The organism is Caproiciproducens sp. LBM24188 (genome assembly GCF_054130445.1).
In genome coordinates this window covers 2016706-2035986 of the sequence record NZ_CP196862.1, presented here as the reverse complement: position 1 = coordinate 2035986, position 19281 = coordinate 2016706, and the positions used below count along the sequence as shown (strand labels likewise).

Sequence of the window (19281 nt, the reverse complement as noted above, 5' to 3'; positions counted from 1 at the left end):
ACAATAACTGTTTCGTCAACAGGCAACGGTATTTGTTCTTTGGAAAGATGGGAGGAAAGGATGGCATCATGGAGGCCAAATCGTTCAAAAACAGACTACAGATCTTTTTGCTTTTACTGCCCGGAATTTTTATGTTCGCAGTGTTCACCATTTATCCAATCGGGAAACTGCTTTTCATGAGCTTTTTCCAAAGCGGTTATGGTGTTTCTCTGAAAGACGCCTTCGCTGGCTTTCAGAACTATAAAATGGTCTTATCTGACCAGACATTCCGGGTTTCCTTTGACAACACCTTACTCTATACCTTGGTTACGGTACCGGCCCAAATGGCGATTGGCCTCCTGGTTGCTGTCCTAATCAACGAACTCCCTTGTTTTCAGGTTGGCTTTCGAGTCATTTATTATCTCCCGGTTATTACATCATGGGTAATTGTTTCTCTTGTGTTTAAATACATTTTCAATACGGAAGGAATGCTGAATTATTTTCTCTCACAGGTGATTCATGTGACAGGCGGAAATATTGCCTGGCTTGACAGCCGATGGGGCGGGCTTACTGTCGCCATGATTCTCGGAACTTGGAAAGGCGTCGGGTGGAACATGGTCGTTTTCCTTGCAGCGCTGCAGAATGTGCCAAAAGCCCTTTATGAGTCTGCGGCGATTGATGGTTGCGGCCCCGTACATAAATTTTTTTACATTACCTTACCCAGCATTAAAAGCACGACTCTGTTCGCGCTCGTGATGCTGACAATAGGCGGATTTAACGTTTTTACGTCCATAAAAATGATTACGGACGGAAAACCCATGCACCAAACGGAAACGGTTTTAACGTGGATGTACTACAAAGCGTTCAATGAGGGACAGTTTGGTTATGCCGCTGCTCTCTCCTTTATTGTCGCAGTGGTTCTTGTCTTTCTTGCGGTATTGCAGTTCAAGGCAATGAAAAACCGGGATGAAGGAGAATAAACACATGCATATGAAAAAAATTAGAGCAGCGAAATTATGGATATACCTGGTCTTATCTTTGTGCGGATTGATCTCTGTGCTGCCAATGATTTATATGATCAGTACGTCCTTAAAGCCAAACGGGGCGCTCTATGAATATCCGCCTCATTTCTTTCCAAATAAAAATAACCTAACAATAGAAAACTACATTTACATTTTTCAGCAACAAAAATTCTATTTGAATTTTATTAACAGCTTGGTGGTATCACTCGCCACCATCGCGCTGGCTGCCGTAATATCAACGGCCCTGGCTTTTTGCATAGCACGGTTTCGGTTCCCAGGAAGAAAGATGCTGTTTGGCTTGGTCATTGCGACCATGATAATTCCCGGAACGGCGCTGATTGTCCCACAGTTTGAACTTGCGTCTTTTCTTCATGTTACCAATAAATTATGGGGATTAATCCCCTTCTATGTCGCGTGGGTAATTCCGTTTTCCACATTTATGATTAAGGGATTCATAGAGAATATTCCGCGTGATTTTGATGAAGCCGTCTATATCGATGGTGGAAACGTATTCACCGTATTCCGGTCAATTGCCGTACCGCTGTCAGGTCCGGCCATTGCATCAGTAAGCATTTTCAATTTTTTAACCGCCTGGGAAGAGTATCCCTGGGCATTGACTGTCATCAATGATAATGTGAAACGCACACTGCCGATTGCAATTTCAGGATTTTTTGGTGAGCATCAGTTTACGCAGTGGGGCTATGTTTTCGCCATGTCCGTTGCAAGCTTAATTCCAGTATTGATTATCTTTATCTGCTTCCAAAAATATTTCGTAAGAGGATTGCAGACTGGCGGTATCAAAGGCTAGCCTGTCATTGCGAACTCCTGCTGTTAAGAAGGGAGATCAAAATGAAAAAGGTATTCAAAAATAAGGTTGTAAGCATAGGCCTTTCCTTCCTACTGACTTTCTCGCTTCTGTTGTCGAACTCCGCGTCTGCACAAGCAGTTGCAGGGACCGGTACAAACGCCGACACCAATATTTCTCAGTATGTTCAGTCCAGTTCAGCCCTTAACGAGAACGATATTATTTACATGGTACTGACCGACCGCTTTTATGACGGGGATTCCTCCAATAACGGGACCCTGAACGTAGAATACAGGCCCGGCAACTTAAAATATACCCAAGGCGGTGATTGGAAAGGCTTAACGCAAAAGCTGGACTATATTAAGAATTTAGGGGTTACTGCAATTTGGATTTCTCCGGTGTCAGAGAATGAGCCATTGAGCCGTGACAAGAGCGAGTCTGGCTATCATGGATATTTTACCCATGATTACAACAAAGCTGATCCACACTTCGGATCCAAACAGGATCTGATTAACCTGGTAAGCACCGCACATTCCAAAGGCCTTACCCTCGTACTCATATGAGGGTATGATTTGCCGGACACTGGCTACATAGCGTTCAGGCAGCGTTTTTAAGGTTACGTTGTAACTCATCGCGGTTCCATCCTTTCTCAGCCTCTTAATGGCTGTTTTAAGGAGCAGCAGACGGTGCGCGGTTTCCTTGGCTTCCGCTTCTACTTCGGCTTGCTTTACGGATAAAAACTCCGCCAGCTTTTGCGGATCATCGTAGATTTTAAGAATTTCTCCAATCGTGGCCAGGCTAAATCCCATATCTTTAAGGGAATTAATCTGCCCGGCTATTGGAAGCTGATCCTCACCATAATAGCGGTAACCAGTAAATGAATCGGTGCTTTTGGGCACCAGCAGGCCGATTTCGTCATAATGCCGCAGCATCCGTATACTGATCCTCGACAGTTTTGAAAAATCACCTATTTTCAGCATGATTCATACCTCACACGCGTGCGTTTTTTGAGCTCATTTCCATTATAGAGTATACCATAATGGGAGAGTCAACCGGTGTTTTTAAATTCTTTGCTGCGCTTTATTTCTAGAACGGAGACCTCCATACGATGTTGTTTATTGACAAATCTACAAAAAAGGGATAATATTTAGCCATTGGAAACTATAAAAACAAAAACAGTTTATTTAGTATCGAAGGCTTTCGCATGTCTACACAATCGAACACAAAAAATAGAATGTTCCCGGTGGTGATGATTGGCTTGGCGCTGGCTCTGCGGCAAATGTCTATGACAATTGTGGCGCCGTTCATTTCCACTTACTGTAAATCCCTTGCCGGATATACACCCTTGCTGGCAGGGCTTGCTGTCGGGGTATTTGGACTGATGCAGGCTATTTTTCAAATACCGTTCGGAATGCTCAGCGACCGGTATGGAAATAAACGCGTAATGCTTTCCGGTCTGGCACTGGTGATTGTCGGTTTTCTTTTCGGATTTTTTGCTCAAAGTATCTGGATGTTGATTTTGGCGCGCGTGCTGCAGGGCAGCGGAGCAGTCATTGGAGTCGGCTATTCATGGGCAGCGGGTCTTACCGAGGATTCGAACCGCACAAAAGCCATGAGCATTCTTGGGGCGTTTGTTTCCGGGGCGGCGGCCCTTGCTTTTGCGGTTGGTCCGCTGCTGCGCGGTGTCATGTCTGTTAGCTGGATGTTCCTGGCCGGTGCGATTCTTCTTACCATGAATTCGCTCTACATTCTGTTCTTTCTGAAAGAGGCCGGTGACCACGGAAAAGCATCTGTACCACAGCGTGGTGAAGTTGCCGCCTTGCTGCGAAACCGATCTTTTGTTATAATGAATTTATTGGCGTTTCTGAATAACTTCATGATGATGGCCGTTTTTTATGCTGCACCGATTTATATGGATCAGGTGACCGGGCAGAACGGAATGTGGAAGATTTTTGTACCCGCGATTATCGTTGCCATTTTGGTTATGAAGGCCACCGTCAGGTGGGTGGACAAAGGGCTTGTTAATCCGGTGCTTCTTGCCGCATTTGCCGTTTCTTGTTTAAGCATTCTGTTTTATTTCCGTCCGTCCTCATTTCTTTTCTTGCTTTTGGGAACCACCGCTTTTCTATGCGGATATATCACGATTGCCACGGTTGCGGCTACCCATGTCAATAAGGTGGTGGAGGATCATCTGCGCGGTACAGGAAACGGGATTTTCAATTCGTTTCAATATATCGGTAATTTTGGCGGCGCATTAGCAATGGGAGCCGTATGGGGATTTTCTCAGACGGCAGCCTGGCTGATTGTCATCGCTGCCGGAGGAATCGGATTTATATTGATTGCGCTTAGCCGGCAATCCCATACAAAAGAGCCGGAAAGGAATGACTCGGAATATGAAAAATAAAATTCTGGATGTCGTGGCACGATTGATTGAACGGTACGGTCTGAAAAAATTCACGGTGGATGAAGTGGCTGCCGAGCTGCATATCAGTAAAAAAACACTCTATCAGTATTTCAGCGGCAAAGATGAGATGATTCGTGAGTATTTTGAGGAAATCTTAGCAAGCGACAGGCAAAGTGTTTTGGATGCCGTCGAAAGCGACCGAAGCTTTCTAGACAAAATCCATGCTATTGTGCATTCGAGCCATCGTTACCGGCTGCCTGTACGGATTCTGGACGAGGTGAAACAGTTTTACCCCGACGAATGGACAAAAATTGAAGCCTTAAAGCAGTTCAAGCTGGATGTGTTTCAAAATCTTCTGAAGCAAGCGGCCGATGAGGGGCTTCTGCGTTCGGATGTGCATTTCGGCATTCTATCCGCTATGCTGGAACGGGTCAGCGACATGTTTCTCGACACCGATTTTCTTCTTGAGATTGGGATGAAGTCGACTCAGGCCCTTGATGAGGTCTTGAATATTATCATCGGCGGTATTATAAAAAAGGAGGAAAAGTAGCATGGAAACCTTGAAGCTTACAAGCAGTGCGTTTCAGAAGGACGGCTGGATACCGGTTCAGTATTCGGCTCGCGGAGAAAACCGATCTCCCAGCTTTGAACTGCAAGGAATCGCCTCTGGTGCGAAATCCATTGCGATTACACTGGATGACGCGTCGCATCCGTTGTTTCCGAGCTATAACCACTGGGTGATTTGGAATCTACCGGTGCAGGCGGTCATTCCGGAGGGAATTCCAAAAGGCAAATCCGTTGACCGTTTGGGCGGCGCAATCCAGGGGATTGCGTATGGAAGACATCGGTACAAGGGGCCAAAACCGCCATTTCATTCCACGCACACCTATGTGTTTACGGTTTACGTGTTGGACTGCAAATTGGATTTACCGGCTAACCGAAGAAAGCGTGACTTTTTAGCGGCAATAAAAGGACATATTTTACAACAGGCGGAACTGACGGGAAAATTTCAAAGCAGAAAGTGATTATTAAAAGATGCTTTGAACCATATTGTCAGTATCATGGGCTATGTCAGCCATGGACTCGGCAAGATATTTTTTCCCTTTTCAAGGCATCGTTTTGCTCCCGAATACGCAGCGTCATTTTTGTAATTTCACTTTGTAAAATAGAAAGCTCGCCTTCATTCCTTTCGCCTATGAACAGATGGTCCGCATTATGTAAGACAAGGTCAATTTGTTCCGATAGCTGCGCTATACTCTTGTACCTGGCCTTGGTAAATACAAAAAATGCCGTGCCAAAGGCAACGGCACAAATGAGAACAAAGATTCCAGCTGCCAGATGAATTGCAAAACCTGCTGCAGCAACGATGACCGTAATTATGGCAAACACCACCGAAAAGTTCCGTATTTCCTTATTCCGAAACATGTCCATCCCCCAATCGGTAACCGGTTCCACGAACGGTTAAAATGATTTGCGGGTTTGTCGGGTCGTTCTCCGCTTTTTCCCGCAGGCGTTTTCTGTAGACAGTCAGTGTATTGTTATTCACAAACTCGCCTGCAGCATCCCACAATTCGTCAAGCAGTCGCTCCTTGTAATAATACTTTTCGGATTGTTAATGAACACCAAAAGCAGCCGATATTCTAGGGCGGCAAGAAAAATTTTACGGCCATTCTTTTTCACAACACCGTTTGACGTATCTACATATAGATCGGAGATTTCAAAAACAGACGGGGAGCTTCCGCTTTTTCGCAGGGCGGTTTTAATTCGCGCTATCAATTCACGTGGGCGAAAAGGTTTCGTAATGTAGTCATCATCTTTCCTAAAAGTCAACTATCATACAGTTGGATTGAGATTGTGCACCTTTTCTGTTTTGATTTTAGGCATAGAAGAAATTGCTGCCTTATGTGTTGGCTTGCGGTCCTAAAATGATTACACAAAGCAAAACGCCCCTCATACTAGAGGGGCGTTTCGCTTGCTGGCTATTCTGTTGTTGGAAACGGTGGAATGCGAACCCACGGAACCATTTTAAGATGAAAGGGAACGCTCAAAGGATCTTATCCTAGCGCCACGTCTAATATCATCATCAGCGCGAAGCCGATGGCAACGCCGATTGTTCCGATGTTGGAATGTTCTCCAGACTGCGCCTCAGGGATCAGTTCTTCTACGACAACATAAATCATTGCTCCGGCCGCAAATGCCAAAATATATGGCAAAACCGGAACGATCAGTGCTGTTAGCAAAATAGTTAGAATGGCACCAATTGGTTCCACTACCCCGGATAAAGCTCCATACGAAAAAGCCCTTCGCTTTGAAATACCGTTTGCGATCAGCGGCATGGATATAATTGCGCCTTCCGGAAAATTCTGTATCGCAATGCCAATTGCCAGAGCAAAAGCTCCGGCGACGGAGATCGTTGCACTGTTTGCAAGCACTCCGGCAAACACAACCCCGACCGCCATTCCCTCCGGAATGTTATGGAGTGTCACTGCAAGGACAAGCATTGTATTTTTACCCAGTTTCGACTTTTTACCCTCTGGTTTATCCGAATCTATATGCAGGTGAGGTATCACGCTGTCAAGGAACAGTAAAAATCCGATTCCAATCATAAACCCGACAACCGCCGGTAACCAAGCAATGCCGCCCTGCTCTTCTGTCATATCAATTGCAGGAATCAAAAGCGACCAGACGGATGCGGCAATCATAACTCCGGAGGCAAAGCCGAGCAATGCTTTTTGCAGGTTCGGCCTCATTTCGCCCTTTAGGAAGAATACCATTCCCGAACCAAGGACTGTTCCGGCAAGCGGGATGATGATGCCAATTAAAATTTTTATTGTATCATTCATAAAAAACCTCTGTCATTGTTACTTTTTTACTTTATGTTTCTTGCATTTTTATAATAGCATTGATAAGGAATTTTTTCAAGGTTACCTTTCCCTAACTGATTGAATTAACAGAAAGCCATTTGTTCGATGTTCCTTGGCATCTGCTGCGGAGTATCAAAGTCGGTTAGGGGTATCAATAGCCTTTCTGATACAAAACAAATGCATGCCGCTAAAATAATGCGGGCACAAAACGCTCCTCACAGTGAGGAGCGTTTTGCTTACCGGTTTGGAGCGAGTGTTCTTACGGCATTTATCCAGTAAAATCAATGATTGCAAGGCAGTCGATAAGCAGTATTTACACCATAATTTATCATTTAAACTATTAATTAAGAATTATAACTTGACTTTTAATAATCGCTAGGATATTCTGTTAAGTATATTAACAGAGCGAGGTAAACTGCATGAATGAGGAAGCCAAAATGGATCAGTTGTGCGAGCATTTTCTCCAGACTGTCCATCAGTTCGGACAATTGGAAAAGGAAATGCATACCTATGGGACAAAACAAAAACTGCATCTGTCAGAAACCCATACGATTGTTGACATTGGAAATAACGACTGTATAAACATCACAAAGCTGGCCAAATTGCAGGGCATTTCAAAAAGTGCCGCCTCCCAGATGGTCAGCCGATTGGTTAAAAAGGGCTTTATTCGGAGGGAACTGTCTCCAAAAACAGAAAACGAGGTTGTCCTATCACTCACAGAGAGCGGGGAAAAGATATGTAAATGGCACGAGAAGCAGCATATTTGGCTCAGAAAGAGGCTGAGCAGCATCCTTGCGGACTATCCTAGTGACACCATAGCTCAGCTTCAATCCCTTATGACGAGTCTGCAGAGCTTATGGGAAACAATCCCGGAACAGGTTAAGTAAATTTGTTCTGTCTGTTTAGCTGATTAACAACCAGCAATTGGAGGAAAGGAAATGAGTTATAAGAAGATAAACCCTATTCAGCAATTCAACTTTCAGGCCAACCGGGTTTTAACCTACGGCAAACTGGCATGCAACCCGCAGGAAATCCTCGAGGCGGTTCCCAGTATCCGCACGCTTGACGATTGGAACAAAGCATGGCTTGCCCTTGCGCAAAAGGCGGAGCGCGAGGACAGGTATCTCCACGCAGCGTACTATTACCGAATGTCCGAATTCTTTTTAAAAGCCGACAATCCGCAGAAGGAGGGGATCTACGAAAAATGCCTTCGGTATTTTTACCTTGGTTTTGATTCGGAACTTCATCTGACCTACAAACGGCACCGTATCCCCTTTGAAAATGGTACCCTGAACTGCATCACAATACCGGCCGTTCACCCAAAAGGAACTGTCCTGGTCTGCGGGGGCTATGACTCATTTATTGAAGAATTTGTGCTGCAAATTCGTGACTTGGCTGCACGGGGGTATTCTGTCATCTTATTTGAGGGACCAGGGCAGGGTTACTGTCTGCACGAAAAAATGTATTTCAGGTATGATTTTGAAAAGCCGACCACCGCTATCCTCGATTATTTTGGACTTAATCAATGCGCGATGGTTGGTATCTCTTGGGGCGGTTATTTTGCTCTGCGCAGCTCGGCCTTTGAAAAGCGGATTACAGCGGCCGTGGCCTATGACGTCATGGACAATGGCTTTGAAGTGATGACGAATGTATTCCCGGCGTTGGTCTGCAAACTCATTCGGACAGCGTTCCGACATCATAATAGCAGGCTCATCAACCGGCTTACGGATATTATCCGGAGAAAAAGCATTCTTGCCGACTGGGCGCTTTCCCAAGGCATGTATATTACCGGTACGAAGACCGCATACGAGTTTTATCAGAATATTTTCCAACACAAACTATCCGGAATAGAAGACAATCTGACGCAGGATATTTTGTTGCTGGGTGGTGAAAAGGATCATTATATTCCAACAGATCAGTACTACCGTTTGAAAGAGAACATCCGGCATGCACGATCCCTCACCTGTCGACTTTTTACGGAAGCGGAAGGCGGTGAGCAGCACTGCCAAATTGGAAACCATATGCTGGCATTAGATACCATCCTTGATTGGTTAGATCAGATCTACGGAGTGAATTAATAGCAAAGTATAAATCAGAATTTCCGATGAAATGTTAGTAGATTTCAATTTTTTGATGGTAGCGCCTGAGAAAATTCTATATGGTCGCATTAACATGCGAGTGCTCAAAAGGCCGACGATACCGAATTATACTGATGTTCTATTGGTATAATTTTCTGCTGAGTGCAAACAATGTGTTTAATTACTTATAGGAAACGGGGTTTTCATACTTGGCTGAAACAGGTGTTGGCATTTCGGTCATTCGTAAAGAAGCGTGGGAAAAAGTAACCGGGCAGGCAAAGTATACCGACGATTTCAGTTCGAACGGTATCCTGTCCGTTCATATGGTTACCAGTACCTATGCCCACGCTGAAATTAAAAATATTAATATATCCAAAGCGGCAGCATTACCCGGTGTGAAAGCCATTCTGACCGGTGACAGCTACCCTATCCTTTGCGGCCCGTTGATTGAAGACCGCCCTCCACTGGCGCGAAAAAAGGTAAGATATTACGGTGAACCGATCGCTCTTGTGGTCGCGGACAGTGATTTTACAGCGGCCAAAGCGGTGTCCCTGATTCAAGTAGAATACAAGCCGCTTCCGGTTGTGAATTCCCCGTCCCAAGCGTTGGAGAAGGATGCTCCTGTTCTGCACGAACAAATGATTTTGTATCATCTGACAAGTGAGGATATTTATCCCGAGCTTAACACGAATATTTGTGACCGGAAAAAGATTCGCAAAGGAGATGTTAAGCAAGGTTTTGCGGCCAGCGATATTATTTTGGATTCAAAATTCACCTTGCCCCAATCGGATCATATTGCCATGGAGACTCGCGCCGTACATGCAAGAATCGATGCAGACGGTACGGTGTTTATTAAAACTTCATCGCAAACTCCGTTTTCCGTAAGAGAGAGCATCAGCCAGACCTTCAATATCGATTTGGACAAAATTATCGTTGAGGTGCCGTTTGTCGGCGGAGGATTTGGCGGGAAGGCTCCCGTACAGCTTGAACTGCTCGCCTACATGGCATCTAAGGCGGTTGGTGGAAAAGAAGTGAAGATGATAAATTCACGTGAACAGGATATTGCCTCCTCGCCGTGCCGTATGGGTCTTGAAGCAACTGTGAAACTGGGTGCAGCCAAAAACGGTATGATTCAAGCCGTGCAAATAACTTATCTGCTGGATACCGGGGCATATTCGGATGTTGGGCCCCGGCTGATTAAAGCCATGATAGTTGATTGTACCGGTCCTTACAATATTCCTAATGTTTGGTGCGACGCGCTCTGTGTTTATACGAATCATCCTTATGTAACGTCTTTCCGAGGGTTTTCCCATGCATCAAGCGCGTTCTGTATTGAGCGCATGATGGACAAACTCGCTCATGCGCTTCAAATGGACCCCGCCGAAATAAGAGCAAAAAATGCGCTTCAGCCAGGCAACACCTCGCCGACACAGGTAAAAATCACCCCCAGTATTTTTGGAAATCTTACTGCCTGCATTGACAAGTTGAAAGCTTTAATAAACTGGGACGAAGGAACGATGATTGAAGTCGGCAACGGGAAAGTTCGGGCAAAAGGTATGGCTTGTCTTTGGAAAACTTCCAATTCTCCGCCGAACGCGGTTTCCGGCGTTCTCCTCACATTTAACACCGATGGGAGTATCAATCTGAACTGTGGGTGTGTGGAATGTGGGCCCGGTATGAAAACAACCGCCGCACAGATACTTTCCGAAAAATTAAAGATGGACATCAACCGTATCTCTGTAAATATGGAGGTTAATACCAAATACAATCCCGAACACTGGAAGACGGTTGCCAGTATGACAACCTATATGGTAGGGCGTGCGGTTCTGCGCGCGGCGGAAGATGTTATTCAACAACTGAAAAACCTTGCCGCTGCTGTGTTGAAATGTCCCCCAGAAGACCTTGAAGTAGCTAACGAACAGGTTTCTGTTCGCCAAGACCCCTCGCTATTTTTACAATTCAAGGATCTGGTACATGGGTATCAATATCCGAATGGAAATTCCGTGGGCGGCCAGATTCTGGGGCGAGGAAGCTTCATTATGGGCGACTTAAACCTGCTGGACCAGGAAACCGGCGCAGGAAAATCCGGCCCATACTGGACGGTTGGCGCGCAGGCGGTGGAAATTGAGTACGACCGAAAAGATTACACCTATCGATTTGTGAAGGCTGCCACCGTACTGGACGCCGGAAAAGTTTTGAATCCCAAGATGGCGGAGGGACTTGTAAAAGGCGGAATGTGTATGGGACTTGGACTTGGCAGTCGTGAATCGTTTTCCTACGATAAAGACGGAAAGGTTCTCGACACCAGTTTAAGGACCTACAAAGTAATGCATTTTGGCGAAACGCCGCAGTATCTTGTAGAGTTTGTGGAAACACCGGAAATTGATGCACCCTATCAGGCAAGAGGAATCGCGGAACATGGGATTATCGGGATTCCAGCCGCGCTCGCAAACGCTCTTTCCCTTGCTGCGCAGGCGGAACTGGATGAACTTCCATTAACGCCGGAAACAATTTGGCGGATAAAAACCGGAGGCTGTTCATGATTCCTTTTGATTTTGAATATTACAGACCGGATACCATGCAGGAAGCAACGGATATTTTTCGGCAGTTGGAATCGGAAGGAAAGACTCCTGTGTATTATAGCGGAGGCACGGAGCTCATCAGCATGGCGCGCGTGGGCAATGTGATCTTTGACGCGGCCATCGATATAAAAAATATTCCGGAATGCAGGGTTTTGGAGTACGACCAAGACAACAACTTGGTTCTTGGCTCGGCGCTTACATTATCCGAGATTACAGAGTCAAACCAGTTTCCTCTGTTGGGAAAAACAGCCGGGCGAATCGCCGACCATACCATGCAGTGCAAGATTACTTTGGGCGGTAATCTTGCTTCTACCATCATCTACCGCGAAACCGTGCTACCTTTGCTTACAGCAGAAAGTAGGGCGGTTGTAGCAAGCCATGACGGGCTGCGGGAATACCCTATCAATGAGATTTTTAACCAAAGGTTGAATCTGGAGAAAGGAAGTTTCCTTGTAAAGATCGTTACAAACAGGGGTTTTGCGGGATCCCCCTACTTCCATATTAAGAAAACAAAAAACGAAAAAATTGACTACCCTCTGCTTACCACAGCCGGCATAAAGGTTGGCGGGATGCTGCGGATTGCCTTTAGCGGTTTATGTTCTTACCCGTTCCGAAGCATGCAAATAGAAAACATTTTAAATGGCACGGGCAGTTTTGAAGAACGAGCGGATAAAATTGCTGATACGGTATCGGAGAACATTTTAAACGATACCAGCGGCTCCTCCGAGTATCGGAAATTTGTTTTGGAAAATACGATTATTAATGTTCTGGAAACGATGAAGGATGTATAACCATGTTTGCATTATCAAAAAGAAGTTTAATAAAACTCAATGTAAATCAGGAGGAGTATGAAGTTTTTATACGGCCGTCCGACATCCTTTTATTTACCTTGCGGGAACAGCTTGGGCTGACCGGCGCAAAACCCGGATGCTACAATGGGGATTGCGGTGCCTGCACGGTACTGGTTGACGGACTTCCCGTAAAATCATGCCTGATGCTGACAGCAGAAGCAATCGGCAAGCAAATTACAACGGTGGAAGGCTTGAAAGATGCACCCATACAAAAGGCTTTTATAGAGCAATTCGCTTTTCAATGCGGATACTGTACCTCCGGATTTCTGATGGTTTGTCATGCGCTGGCGAATCGCCACCCCAATCCGCCGGATATTGTCATAGATGAATGGCTGCAAAGTAATATCTGCCGCTGCACAAGCTACGAAGAAATCGGAAACGCCATTCGGAAAGTTTTATCCGGCACATGTAAATAAAGAATGATATTTCTTCATATGATTTATAACAATCATAAATTGCAAGGAGTTATGCGTTATGAAAAGCAGGTTGGAATGTGTCTTGCTGTGGGGCTCGCTTTGGGGACTTGAGGAGGCCACGCTCGGCCACTTTCTGCATCATCTCCCTTTCAGCATTGGCTGGCTGTTCTGGTTTCCACTGGCGTATTTCTTCATGTATACGGTTTACAGCAAAACCGGAAAACTAGCCTCTATTCTCTATACGGCCGGTCTCGCATCTGCCATAAAACTAACCGACTTCCTTCTCCTCACTCGAATTGATAAGGTGCTGAATCCCGCAGTATCGATTCTCTTGGAAGGCTGCGCGGTGTATCTCACCTTCTGGGTGATTCAAAAGCGCTCCGCATTTAATCGGTATCAGTTCATCCGCGCATTCTCCGCCAGCGCCCTGTATCAACTCTTTTATATGATTTATATCCTGATTATTCCGAATTTTATTGCCGCAATCCCCGCCGTTACAGACGCAAACTCCTACTTAAAGGATGGATTCCATTGTGTTGTTAATGCGTTGACCGTCTTTATCTTTCTCAAATATTCCGGTAAGATATCGAATGCTTTCCGTCAAAAATCTAAAACGAAATTGGGAATGTCACCGGTAATGAGCACTTTCGTCTCGGCGGTTTCCTATGTACTTCCTATATTGACAATCTTTGTTCAATGGATGATGTAGCAGGCATTATTTTGGCAGCTGGATATTCTTCCAGAGCTGGGGATTTTAAGATGACCCATCCAATTATGGGAAAAGCGGTCATTGAATATACGATTCAAAGCATGGTTGAAACCTGCAGTCGCATCACCGTTGTATCCGGATTTTATGCAGAAAAACTCAATTATTTAAGCAAAAAATATTCGAAATTGCAAGTCATTTATAACGAACAATATGAGCGCGGAATGTTCTCTTCCGTTCAAAAGGGCTTAGAGCAAACAAATGGGGGGAAACTCTTTATCATTCCGGGAGATTATCCTGCTGTCCGTCCCGAAACCTTTCAAATTATGATAAACCACCCTGATGTGAATATACTTTTACCTCGCTATAAAGGGAAAACGGGGCATCCCGTCTTAATCAGCAACAGCGCAAAAATACAGCTATTAGTGGGCAGCTTTAAAACGCTTTACGAATATATCACGGAGTGCGGCTACGAATCAGTTGACACCAATGATGCGGGAATCTTAATGGATATTGACTATCCCGATGATTATGATGAAATTGAAAGGCAATTAGTCCACAAAATAAAGGATTATAATTTATAAACAGGGGACAGTCAACCGCGGAAAAAAGAATTAATTCCTAAAATTATATAACGCAATTAGGCAGGGGAAAGGGTTTGTCCTGCCTAAATTTTTATATTATTCTGCATTTTTTGCTGCTGTATGCAAAGCCCGTAAAAAACAACAGCAAGGATTTGAACAATGACGGATACGACTACAAGCAAACCCGGTTTAATGTCGTACAATGCACCAAGCAGCCAGCTGCCGAGAAACCATGCTATTCCAAAGCCTGTTTCGAAGATTCCAAAGCTGGTACTGCGCATAGATTTTGGTATGATTTTGCTGACCGCAGCTTTCATAATACTTTCCTGCGCACCCATACCGATTCCCCAAAGAATAATGCCGATTCCAATCATCCAAGGACTTCCGGTCGTGAATACAAAGCAGGAAAAGAAAGCACTGAAAAAGGTAGATATTATCAGGGATTTCAAACCGATTCTGTCAAACAGCCAACCGAAGAAAAGGGCTGCAAAGGCGTCCGCAGCCATAGCCGCCGCATAGAGTAGACTCAGTGTTGCATCCGGAAAGGCCTGCATTTTTGCCGCATGAAGGGTGATCAATGTAAAATCGACAAAGCCGAAGGCAAAAAGGCAGATGGCAATCATATAGAATACAAAGGATTTCTTAAACCTGAATTCTGTCTTTTCCTCTATTGTCTTTTCAAACACTTCCGGATTTGGATATTTTACTTTTGAAAAAACCACAAGTATGATGGTAATAAGCGCCGGTATACCGAGAACAGCAAAGCAGATACGGTAGGTGGAAAACAGATTGCCGGTTCCTTTGATTGCGGCAATGATAAAAAGGATCACAGGCCCCAGGAATGCTCCAAGTTGGTCCAAAAATTCCTGATAGGCAAACCCCTTGCCTGTTCCGATTTCGCTTGCAGCAAAACTAACGAGGGTATTCTTTGCCGGCTTTTTGACGGCCTTGCCAATACGTTCTAAAATTACAAGACCGCATGCCGCGACCCACCCGTTTTCCGGGATCAGCGCAAGCGCAGGAATAGCCAGAACCTGCAGCGCATAACCGGCTATTACAAGTGTCCAGTATTTCTTTGTTTTATCTGCAATAAAACCGGAAAGCAATCGGAGCGAGTATCCGCAGAGTTCACCAATGCCGGATACGAATCCGATTGTTGCCGCAGATGCTCCGGCAAGATTCAGATATTCGCCAAGAATACTTCTTGCTCCTTCATGGGTCATATCCGAGAACAAACTGACAATGCCCATCAGCACAATAAAAGCCATTGCACCACTGAGTTTCTTTTTAATATTTCTGCTCATTTATACCACCTGCGCATTCGAAAAAAGAATAGCCACTGAGGTCCAATAGGCATACTGATATTATACATCAAAAAAAACGAGGACACAACGTAATCCGTCATGTCCTCTGCTATAGGTTTTCGACCGGTTTTTACTATTATAAGCCGTTCAAACGGCTTATTCTTTATGATGAAAATAATGAGGTTCTTTTATACGTTAGAACTCGAGTGAGCAGAAAAATACGTCCAATCTTCTCTTGTTTAATTGGGAAATCGGAATCAGAATACTGATTTTCTGCAAGCTCCAAAAATGCCAAGTATTTATTATAACATTTATATGCTATAGCGCAGTCAGAGTTGAACCTAACATCTTCAGATTTTGCTTGTAGTTCAAAATTAGAAAGGCTTCAGGCAATAAAACTCGAAGCCTCTTATTTTAGTGTACCATTCCTTGTCCCTTCTGCGGTGCTGAAGGGTTTGGAACATTAAACTTGGGTGGCTTAGCATTCTTCAGGTTGCTTTCATCATAAAACTTGCCGGGTGACGAAAGATCAAAGTACTTTTTGCTGTCCATGGTAGCAGCCCAATCCTGAAGCGACCCGGTTTCTTCCAACTGATTAAAGGCTTCTCGGAACAGTGTATTGTGGGCTTCTTCTCGGTTTAGCAAAAAATCGATCGCTTCCCGGACACCCTTATCCGTAATTTGGCGATATAAATACTCATACACGACCTTAGCGCGCTGTTCCGCAGCGATGTCAGACAAAATATCCGCAGCTAGGTCACCCGTTTCATTGATATACACACCGTTGAACGGATACCCGGAGGCATTTGCCAACATAGGAGTAAGACCAGACAAAACGGAAGCCTCGATGCTGCCTGAGGTTGTATTCTGTGCATCCAGATTATGACCGTTTAACTGATTTACTAAGGTAGCTACCATTTCCATGTGCCCCAATTCCTCTGCTCCAATATCCAGAAAGAGGTCTTTTATCTTTTGATCTTTGATACGGTAGCTTTGAGAAATATATTGAAGGGCAGCTTTTAGCTCTCCTTGCGGACCTCCCTTAATAAAGTCTCTCATACTTAATTTGTCTTCATTTTTCATAGATTTTCATGTTAATCTGGTTGAGCCTTTACTCCAGATACTGCGATTTAGCTGGTAGTTTTGTGGTTTCAGGCAGAGCAAATAAAACCGCATATGTTTTATCTGTCTCGGCCATCGGGATCCCACATCAACTCCAAGCAGCAAACCTCCCATGTCTTCCGGCATCGAATGTGCCTAATTCCTTCGTCCTGCTTATCCTGGAGGTGGAACGTCAATCATGCTCCTAAACTGGGTCTATGCCCTAAAGGTGAAATTCAACTTGACTGCCCCGGCTCTTCCTTTTCAAAGTGCAATTTGGTGCCCACTATTGCTGTAATCGTTGTACCTGATTCCACTTGCTGCGGCCGGCAAGTTTCCTCAAATACCGCTGCCTTGCTTGTCTCAGGAGGCTTATGCCGCCTTCATCGACCGGTTCATATCGTTCATCATTTTCTTTGCGTCATAATCGTTACCTTTTGTAAGTATTGCAAATATAACTCGAATTAACTTCCCGCACAGGGCTATGACCGATTCCATCTTGGTCAACGGGTTGTTTTCCCGCGTCAGGTTCCTCCTGTGGATCGCCCGGAATTCCTGATTCGTTGCCAACATGGTAATGATCGCTCGGAACAACCCTTCACGGAGTCGCTTCCTTCCTCTCTTACTGATAGTGGTTTTCCCCTTGTGCTTACCAGAACTGTTCTCTCTCAGGCTCAAGCCCGCCATTTTCTGTATCTGTCGAGGATCATGGAATCGGTGGATGTCTCCGATCTCGCTGACGATGACTGCCGCCGTCACCATCCCGATTCCTTTTATGTCCAAAAGTTTTGATGCATTTGGCACCCTTAACAACAGCTCCTGCATAAGCATTTCAGTTTCTTGCTTCTGCCGGTCGATCAACTCATATTGTGTCAAAATATTTTGCAATGCTGCTTCTGCCGCCTCTGAGCCAGCGGTCCTGCCGATAGACTCCGAAGCTGCCTTTACCAATCTTTCAGCCCTTTTCAAGCTTGGCCGTTTCATCTCCTGCCGCCAGGTCTTCATTAGACCTGCCACCCCGGCTGTTACCACTTTTTGGGGTGTCGAATGATGTCTCAATGTCAGCCAGGCAGCGTCTCTGTTCCAATCCTTGAACACTTCACTGAATTCCGGAAAGCGGATGTCCAGCCAGCGTAATACCTGATTACTTAATATGGTCAGCTGCTCCAACAGCCGTTCCCTCTCAGCTACTGCTTCCCTGAGTTCCTGGAACAAATCTTCCGGTATGTATACCTCCCGAAATCTCCCGTCCTTCACCAGCATGGCTATGGTTTTCGGATCCTTCCGATCATTCTTGGTTGGGCTGTTATCATCCAACTCTTTTGTACACTTTACGTGAAACGGATTCACTATCCCGAGCCGATGGCCTTGTCTTTGCAGGTGATCCCCCAGCGTGAACCAGTAGTGCCCTGTAGGCTCAAAACCTACAATCGCCTCGGTTTTTCCATGCTCCCTCATAATTTCCTGCATCCAGTTTTCAAGAGACTCATAACCTTGTCTGGTGTTACTGAACCTGAGGAGCTTTGCTAGTTCTAATCCTCTGAAATCAAAAGCTCTGGCATAGTGTGCTTCCTTTCCTACGTCTATTCCGACGATAAGGGTTTCAAATTTGATTTGCAAAATCTTCTCGTTTTGTGTACGCTTCATATTAGATGCCTCCTGTATTTTTTGATTGTGGTTACCGTCACGCAACTCACATATCAAATTCTACAGGTTGGCATCTTCTTTTTCAAAGTTCATTTTTATTCCTTACAGGAATGCTCCTAACTGTTCCTGCAGCATATTGGCATAATTTGTATTCGGTCTTTCAACCTTTACATCCATTAATAACTGTTTTTCATGTTTAAACAAATCAATTCTTCCTTTCATAACAAAAATTTATAAGTGCTTATTTTGGGTTTTCAAATCACTTTAATGCAATCAACATCCTTTTTATCAAAGATTTATTAGGCAAGGATACCCACAGAAAGTGAAACCCTATGTGTAGTCAAATTTGTCCTGCTTAATAAGGTCAAGAATCGTATCAATCGATATAGCTGTTGACGGGGAACTACAAGGCCTAATGTAATTTCATTTTGTTTCCATTCTTAGTATTTACCGTTGTTTCACGATTATTTCTTTAGCTGTATGAAATTTAGTTGCTATTATGTGTCACCAAGCAGTAAATACAAAAGCCGGTACAGCAGTTGAGATGTTCCAACGGCTGTACCGGCTTTAAAGTATATGAATTATTAATATCTTCTGGGGCCTTCTGGAGGCAGAATATCAACACGTTTGTACGAAAGAGCCTAATCTTATGGTCGGTGCTCAGCTGGCCTAAGTCTACTAGCATAGCCTGTTAAGTGAATACGCATAACTCCATCCCCAAATTATCTGCATGACAGGTGGCCATAATAGAAAAGACCCACGAAACAATAAGTTTCGTGGGTCTTTTGGTGCCGGTGGCCGGACTCGAACCGGCACGGTATCGCTACCGGTGGATTTTGAGTCCACTACGTCTGCCAATTCCATCACACCGGCGTGGGACAGCGAAATTTATTATATAATAAACCGAGATAAAAATCAAGTAAAATTTTCAAATTATC

18 protein-coding genes, 1 tRNA gene and 3 pseudogenes are annotated in these 19281 nt (G+C 44.7%); 13 read left to right on the top strand and 9 right to left on the bottom strand.

The features are described 5' to 3' along the window. Positions 1 to 176: 176 nt before the first annotated feature. The 3 genes from ACSVDI_RS09685 to ACSVDI_RS09675 are packed head-to-tail and all read left to right on the top strand — an operon-like array spanning position 177 to position 2369. On the top strand, positions 177 to 959 hold the full coding sequence (locus ACSVDI_RS09685; RefSeq protein WP_457942503.1) for a carbohydrate ABC transporter permease: 783 nt from the start codon (positions 177 to 179) through the stop codon (positions 957 to 959). A 4-nt stretch (positions 960 to 963) separates the two neighbouring features. Further along, positions 964 to 1809 carry a carbohydrate ABC transporter permease gene (locus tag ACSVDI_RS09680; RefSeq protein ID WP_457942501.1) on the top strand — a complete coding sequence of 282 codons (846 nt, stop codon included), beginning with the start codon at positions 964 to 966 and terminating at the stop codon, positions 1807 to 1809. Between the two features lie 41 nt (positions 1810 to 1850). Next, entirely contained in the window at positions 1851 to 2369 is a 519-nt protein-coding gene (locus tag ACSVDI_RS09675; RefSeq protein ID WP_457942500.1) for an alpha-amylase family glycosyl hydrolase, read from the top strand. Here the strand turns inward: ACSVDI_RS09675 and ACSVDI_RS09670 are convergent. Further along, a pseudogene (locus ACSVDI_RS09670) lies at positions 2352 to 2786 on the bottom strand (MerR family transcriptional regulator); the annotation flags it as partial. The gene ACSVDI_RS09675 and the pseudogene ACSVDI_RS09670 sit on opposite strands and share 18 nt — an antisense overlap. A 224-nt stretch (positions 2787 to 3010) precedes the next feature. Between ACSVDI_RS09670 and ACSVDI_RS09665 the strand changes: the two are divergent. From ACSVDI_RS09665 to ACSVDI_RS09655, 3 genes are read left to right on the top strand one after another with little or no spacing between them, the layout of a single operon-like run. Further along, on the top strand, positions 3011 to 4210 hold the full coding sequence (locus ACSVDI_RS09665; RefSeq protein WP_457942499.1) for an MFS transporter: 1200 nt from the start codon (positions 3011 to 3013) through the stop codon (positions 4208 to 4210). Further along, complete coding sequence (locus ACSVDI_RS09660) at positions 4200 to 4760, top strand: TetR/AcrR family transcriptional regulator (RefSeq protein ID WP_457942498.1); 561 nt, start codon at positions 4200 to 4202, stop codon at positions 4758 to 4760. Before ACSVDI_RS09665 ends, ACSVDI_RS09660 begins: the two co-directional genes overlap by 11 nt. 1 nt (position 4761) lies before the next feature. Next, positions 4762 to 5235, top strand: a complete 474-nt coding sequence (locus ACSVDI_RS09655) for a YbhB/YbcL family Raf kinase inhibitor-like protein (RefSeq protein ID WP_457942496.1) — start codon at positions 4762 to 4764, stop codon at positions 5233 to 5235. Between the two features lie 9 nt (positions 5236 to 5244). On the opposite strand, the pseudogene ACSVDI_RS09650 reads toward ACSVDI_RS09655, so the two are convergent. The 3 genes and pseudogenes from ACSVDI_RS09650 to ACSVDI_RS09640 all read right to left on the bottom strand — a co-directional run. Further along, positions 5245 to 5635, bottom strand: a pseudogene (locus tag ACSVDI_RS09650) (sensor histidine kinase); the annotation flags it as partial. After that, positions 5622 to 6022 (bottom strand): annotated as a pseudogene (locus ACSVDI_RS09645) (winged helix-turn-helix domain-containing protein); the annotation flags it as partial. The pseudogenes ACSVDI_RS09650 and ACSVDI_RS09645, both read right to left, overlap by 14 nt. A 242-nt stretch (positions 6023 to 6264) precedes the next feature. Beyond that, a complete protein-coding gene (locus ACSVDI_RS09640; protein ID WP_457942495.1) occupies positions 6265 to 7053 on the bottom strand; it encodes a ZIP family metal transporter in 789 nt (262 codons plus the stop codon). A 458-nt stretch (positions 7054 to 7511) separates the two neighbouring features. Here ACSVDI_RS09640 and ACSVDI_RS09635 point away from each other — a divergent pair, with 458 nt between their 5' ends. From ACSVDI_RS09635 to ACSVDI_RS09605, 7 genes are all read left to right on the top strand, one after another. Then, on the top strand, positions 7512 to 7961 hold the full coding sequence (locus tag ACSVDI_RS09635; RefSeq protein WP_457942493.1) for a MarR family transcriptional regulator: 450 nt from the start codon (positions 7512 to 7514) through the stop codon (positions 7959 to 7961). Positions 7962 to 8012: 51 nt separating this feature from the next. After that, a complete protein-coding gene (locus tag ACSVDI_RS09630) occupies positions 8013 to 9152 on the top strand; it encodes an alpha/beta fold hydrolase (RefSeq protein WP_457942492.1) in 1140 nt (379 codons plus the stop codon). A 209-nt stretch (positions 9153 to 9361) separates the two neighbouring features. After that, a complete protein-coding gene (locus tag ACSVDI_RS09625) occupies positions 9362 to 11695 on the top strand; it encodes a xanthine dehydrogenase family protein molybdopterin-binding subunit (protein WP_457942490.1) in 2334 nt (777 codons plus the stop codon). Further along, positions 11692 to 12525 (top strand): FAD binding domain-containing protein, encoded by an 834-nt coding sequence (locus ACSVDI_RS09620; RefSeq protein ID WP_457942489.1) that lies wholly within the window; start codon positions 11692 to 11694, stop codon positions 12523 to 12525. Before ACSVDI_RS09625 ends, ACSVDI_RS09620 begins: the two co-directional genes overlap by 4 nt. A gap of 2 nt (positions 12526 to 12527) precedes the next feature. After that, positions 12528 to 13001, top strand: coding sequence for a (2Fe-2S)-binding protein (locus tag ACSVDI_RS09615; RefSeq protein ID WP_457942487.1), 474 nt, complete (start codon positions 12528 to 12530; stop codon positions 12999 to 13001). A gap of 82 nt (positions 13002 to 13083) precedes the next feature. Then, positions 13084 to 13710, top strand: a complete 627-nt coding sequence (locus tag ACSVDI_RS09610) for a hypothetical protein (protein WP_457942486.1) — start codon at positions 13084 to 13086, stop codon at positions 13708 to 13710. After that, on the top strand, positions 13698 to 14291 hold the full coding sequence (locus ACSVDI_RS09605; protein ID WP_457942484.1) for a nucleotidyltransferase family protein: 594 nt from the start codon (positions 13698 to 13700) through the stop codon (positions 14289 to 14291). Before ACSVDI_RS09610 ends, ACSVDI_RS09605 begins: the two co-directional genes overlap by 13 nt. A gap of 83 nt (positions 14292 to 14374) precedes the next feature. Here ACSVDI_RS09605 and ACSVDI_RS09600 read toward each other — a convergent pair whose 3' ends face one another. The 5 genes from ACSVDI_RS09600 to ACSVDI_RS09580 form a co-directional block, all read right to left on the bottom strand. Next, the gene (locus tag ACSVDI_RS09600; protein ID WP_457942482.1) at positions 14375 to 15595 is read right to left on the bottom strand and encodes an MFS transporter; all 1221 of its coding nucleotides are present in this window, start codon (positions 15593 to 15595) and stop codon (positions 14375 to 14377) included. A gap of 414 nt (positions 15596 to 16009) precedes the next feature. Then, a complete protein-coding gene (locus ACSVDI_RS09595) occupies positions 16010 to 16678 on the bottom strand; it encodes a manganese catalase family protein (RefSeq protein WP_457942481.1) in 669 nt (222 codons plus the stop codon). Between the two features lie 390 nt (positions 16679 to 17068). Then, entirely contained in the window at positions 17069 to 18343 is a 1275-nt protein-coding gene (locus tag ACSVDI_RS09590) for an IS110 family RNA-guided transposase (RefSeq protein ID WP_457942479.1), read from the bottom strand. A 102-nt stretch (positions 18344 to 18445) separates the two neighbouring features. Further along, complete coding sequence (locus tag ACSVDI_RS09585) at positions 18446 to 18565, bottom strand: manganese catalase family protein (RefSeq protein ID WP_457942478.1); 120 nt, start codon at positions 18563 to 18565, stop codon at positions 18446 to 18448. A gap of 564 nt (positions 18566 to 19129) precedes the next feature. Next, positions 19130 to 19216, bottom strand: a tRNA-Leu gene (locus ACSVDI_RS09580). Positions 19217 to 19281: the final 65 nt, after the last annotated feature.

What these genes read in the sequence shown, in the direction of transcription:
- ACSVDI_RS09655 (WP_457942496.1), top strand. Translation starts at nt 4,762, where the DNA reads ATGGAAACCTTGAAGCTTACAAGCAGTGCGTTTCAGAAGGACGGCTGG.
- ACSVDI_RS09605 (WP_457942484.1), top strand. Translation starts at nt 13,698, where the DNA reads ATGGATGATGTAGCAGGCATTATTTTGGCAGCTGGATATTCTTCCAGA.
- ACSVDI_RS09620 (WP_457942489.1), top strand. Translation starts at nt 11,692, where the DNA reads ATGATTCCTTTTGATTTTGAATATTACAGACCGGATACCATGCAGGAA.
- ACSVDI_RS09615 (WP_457942487.1), top strand. Translation starts at nt 12,528, where the DNA reads ATGTTTGCATTATCAAAAAGAAGTTTAATAAAACTCAATGTAAATCAG.
- ACSVDI_RS09595 (WP_457942481.1), bottom strand. Translation starts at nt 16,678, where the DNA reads ATGAAAAATGAAGACAAATTAAGTATGAGAGACTTTATTAAGGGAGGT.
- ACSVDI_RS09660 (WP_457942498.1), top strand. Translation starts at nt 4,200, where the DNA reads ATGAAAAATAAAATTCTGGATGTCGTGGCACGATTGATTGAACGGTAC.
- ACSVDI_RS09600 (WP_457942482.1), bottom strand. Translation starts at nt 15,595, where the DNA reads ATGAGCAGAAATATTAAAAAGAAACTCAGTGGTGCAATGGCTTTTATT.
- ACSVDI_RS09640 (WP_457942495.1), bottom strand. Translation starts at nt 7,053, where the DNA reads ATGAATGATACAATAAAAATTTTAATTGGCATCATCATCCCGCTTGCC.
- ACSVDI_RS09665 (WP_457942499.1), top strand. Translation starts at nt 3,011, where the DNA reads ATGTCTACACAATCGAACACAAAAAATAGAATGTTCCCGGTGGTGATG.
- ACSVDI_RS09630 (WP_457942492.1), top strand. Translation starts at nt 8,013, where the DNA reads ATGAGTTATAAGAAGATAAACCCTATTCAGCAATTCAACTTTCAGGCC.
- ACSVDI_RS09590 (WP_457942479.1), bottom strand. Translation starts at nt 18,343, where the DNA reads ATGAAGCGTACACAAAACGAGAAGATTTTGCAAATCAAATTTGAAACC.
- ACSVDI_RS09585 (WP_457942478.1), bottom strand. Translation starts at nt 18,565, where the DNA reads ATGAAAGGAAGAATTGATTTGTTTAAACATGAAAAACAGTTATTAATG.
- ACSVDI_RS09675 (WP_457942500.1), top strand. Translation starts at nt 1,851, where the DNA reads ATGAAAAAGGTATTCAAAAATAAGGTTGTAAGCATAGGCCTTTCCTTC.
- ACSVDI_RS09635 (WP_457942493.1), top strand. Translation starts at nt 7,512, where the DNA reads ATGGATCAGTTGTGCGAGCATTTTCTCCAGACTGTCCATCAGTTCGGA.
- ACSVDI_RS09685 (WP_457942503.1), top strand. Translation starts at nt 177, where the DNA reads ATGAGCTTTTTCCAAAGCGGTTATGGTGTTTCTCTGAAAGACGCCTTC.
- ACSVDI_RS09680 (WP_457942501.1), top strand. Translation starts at nt 964, where the DNA reads ATGCATATGAAAAAAATTAGAGCAGCGAAATTATGGATATACCTGGTC.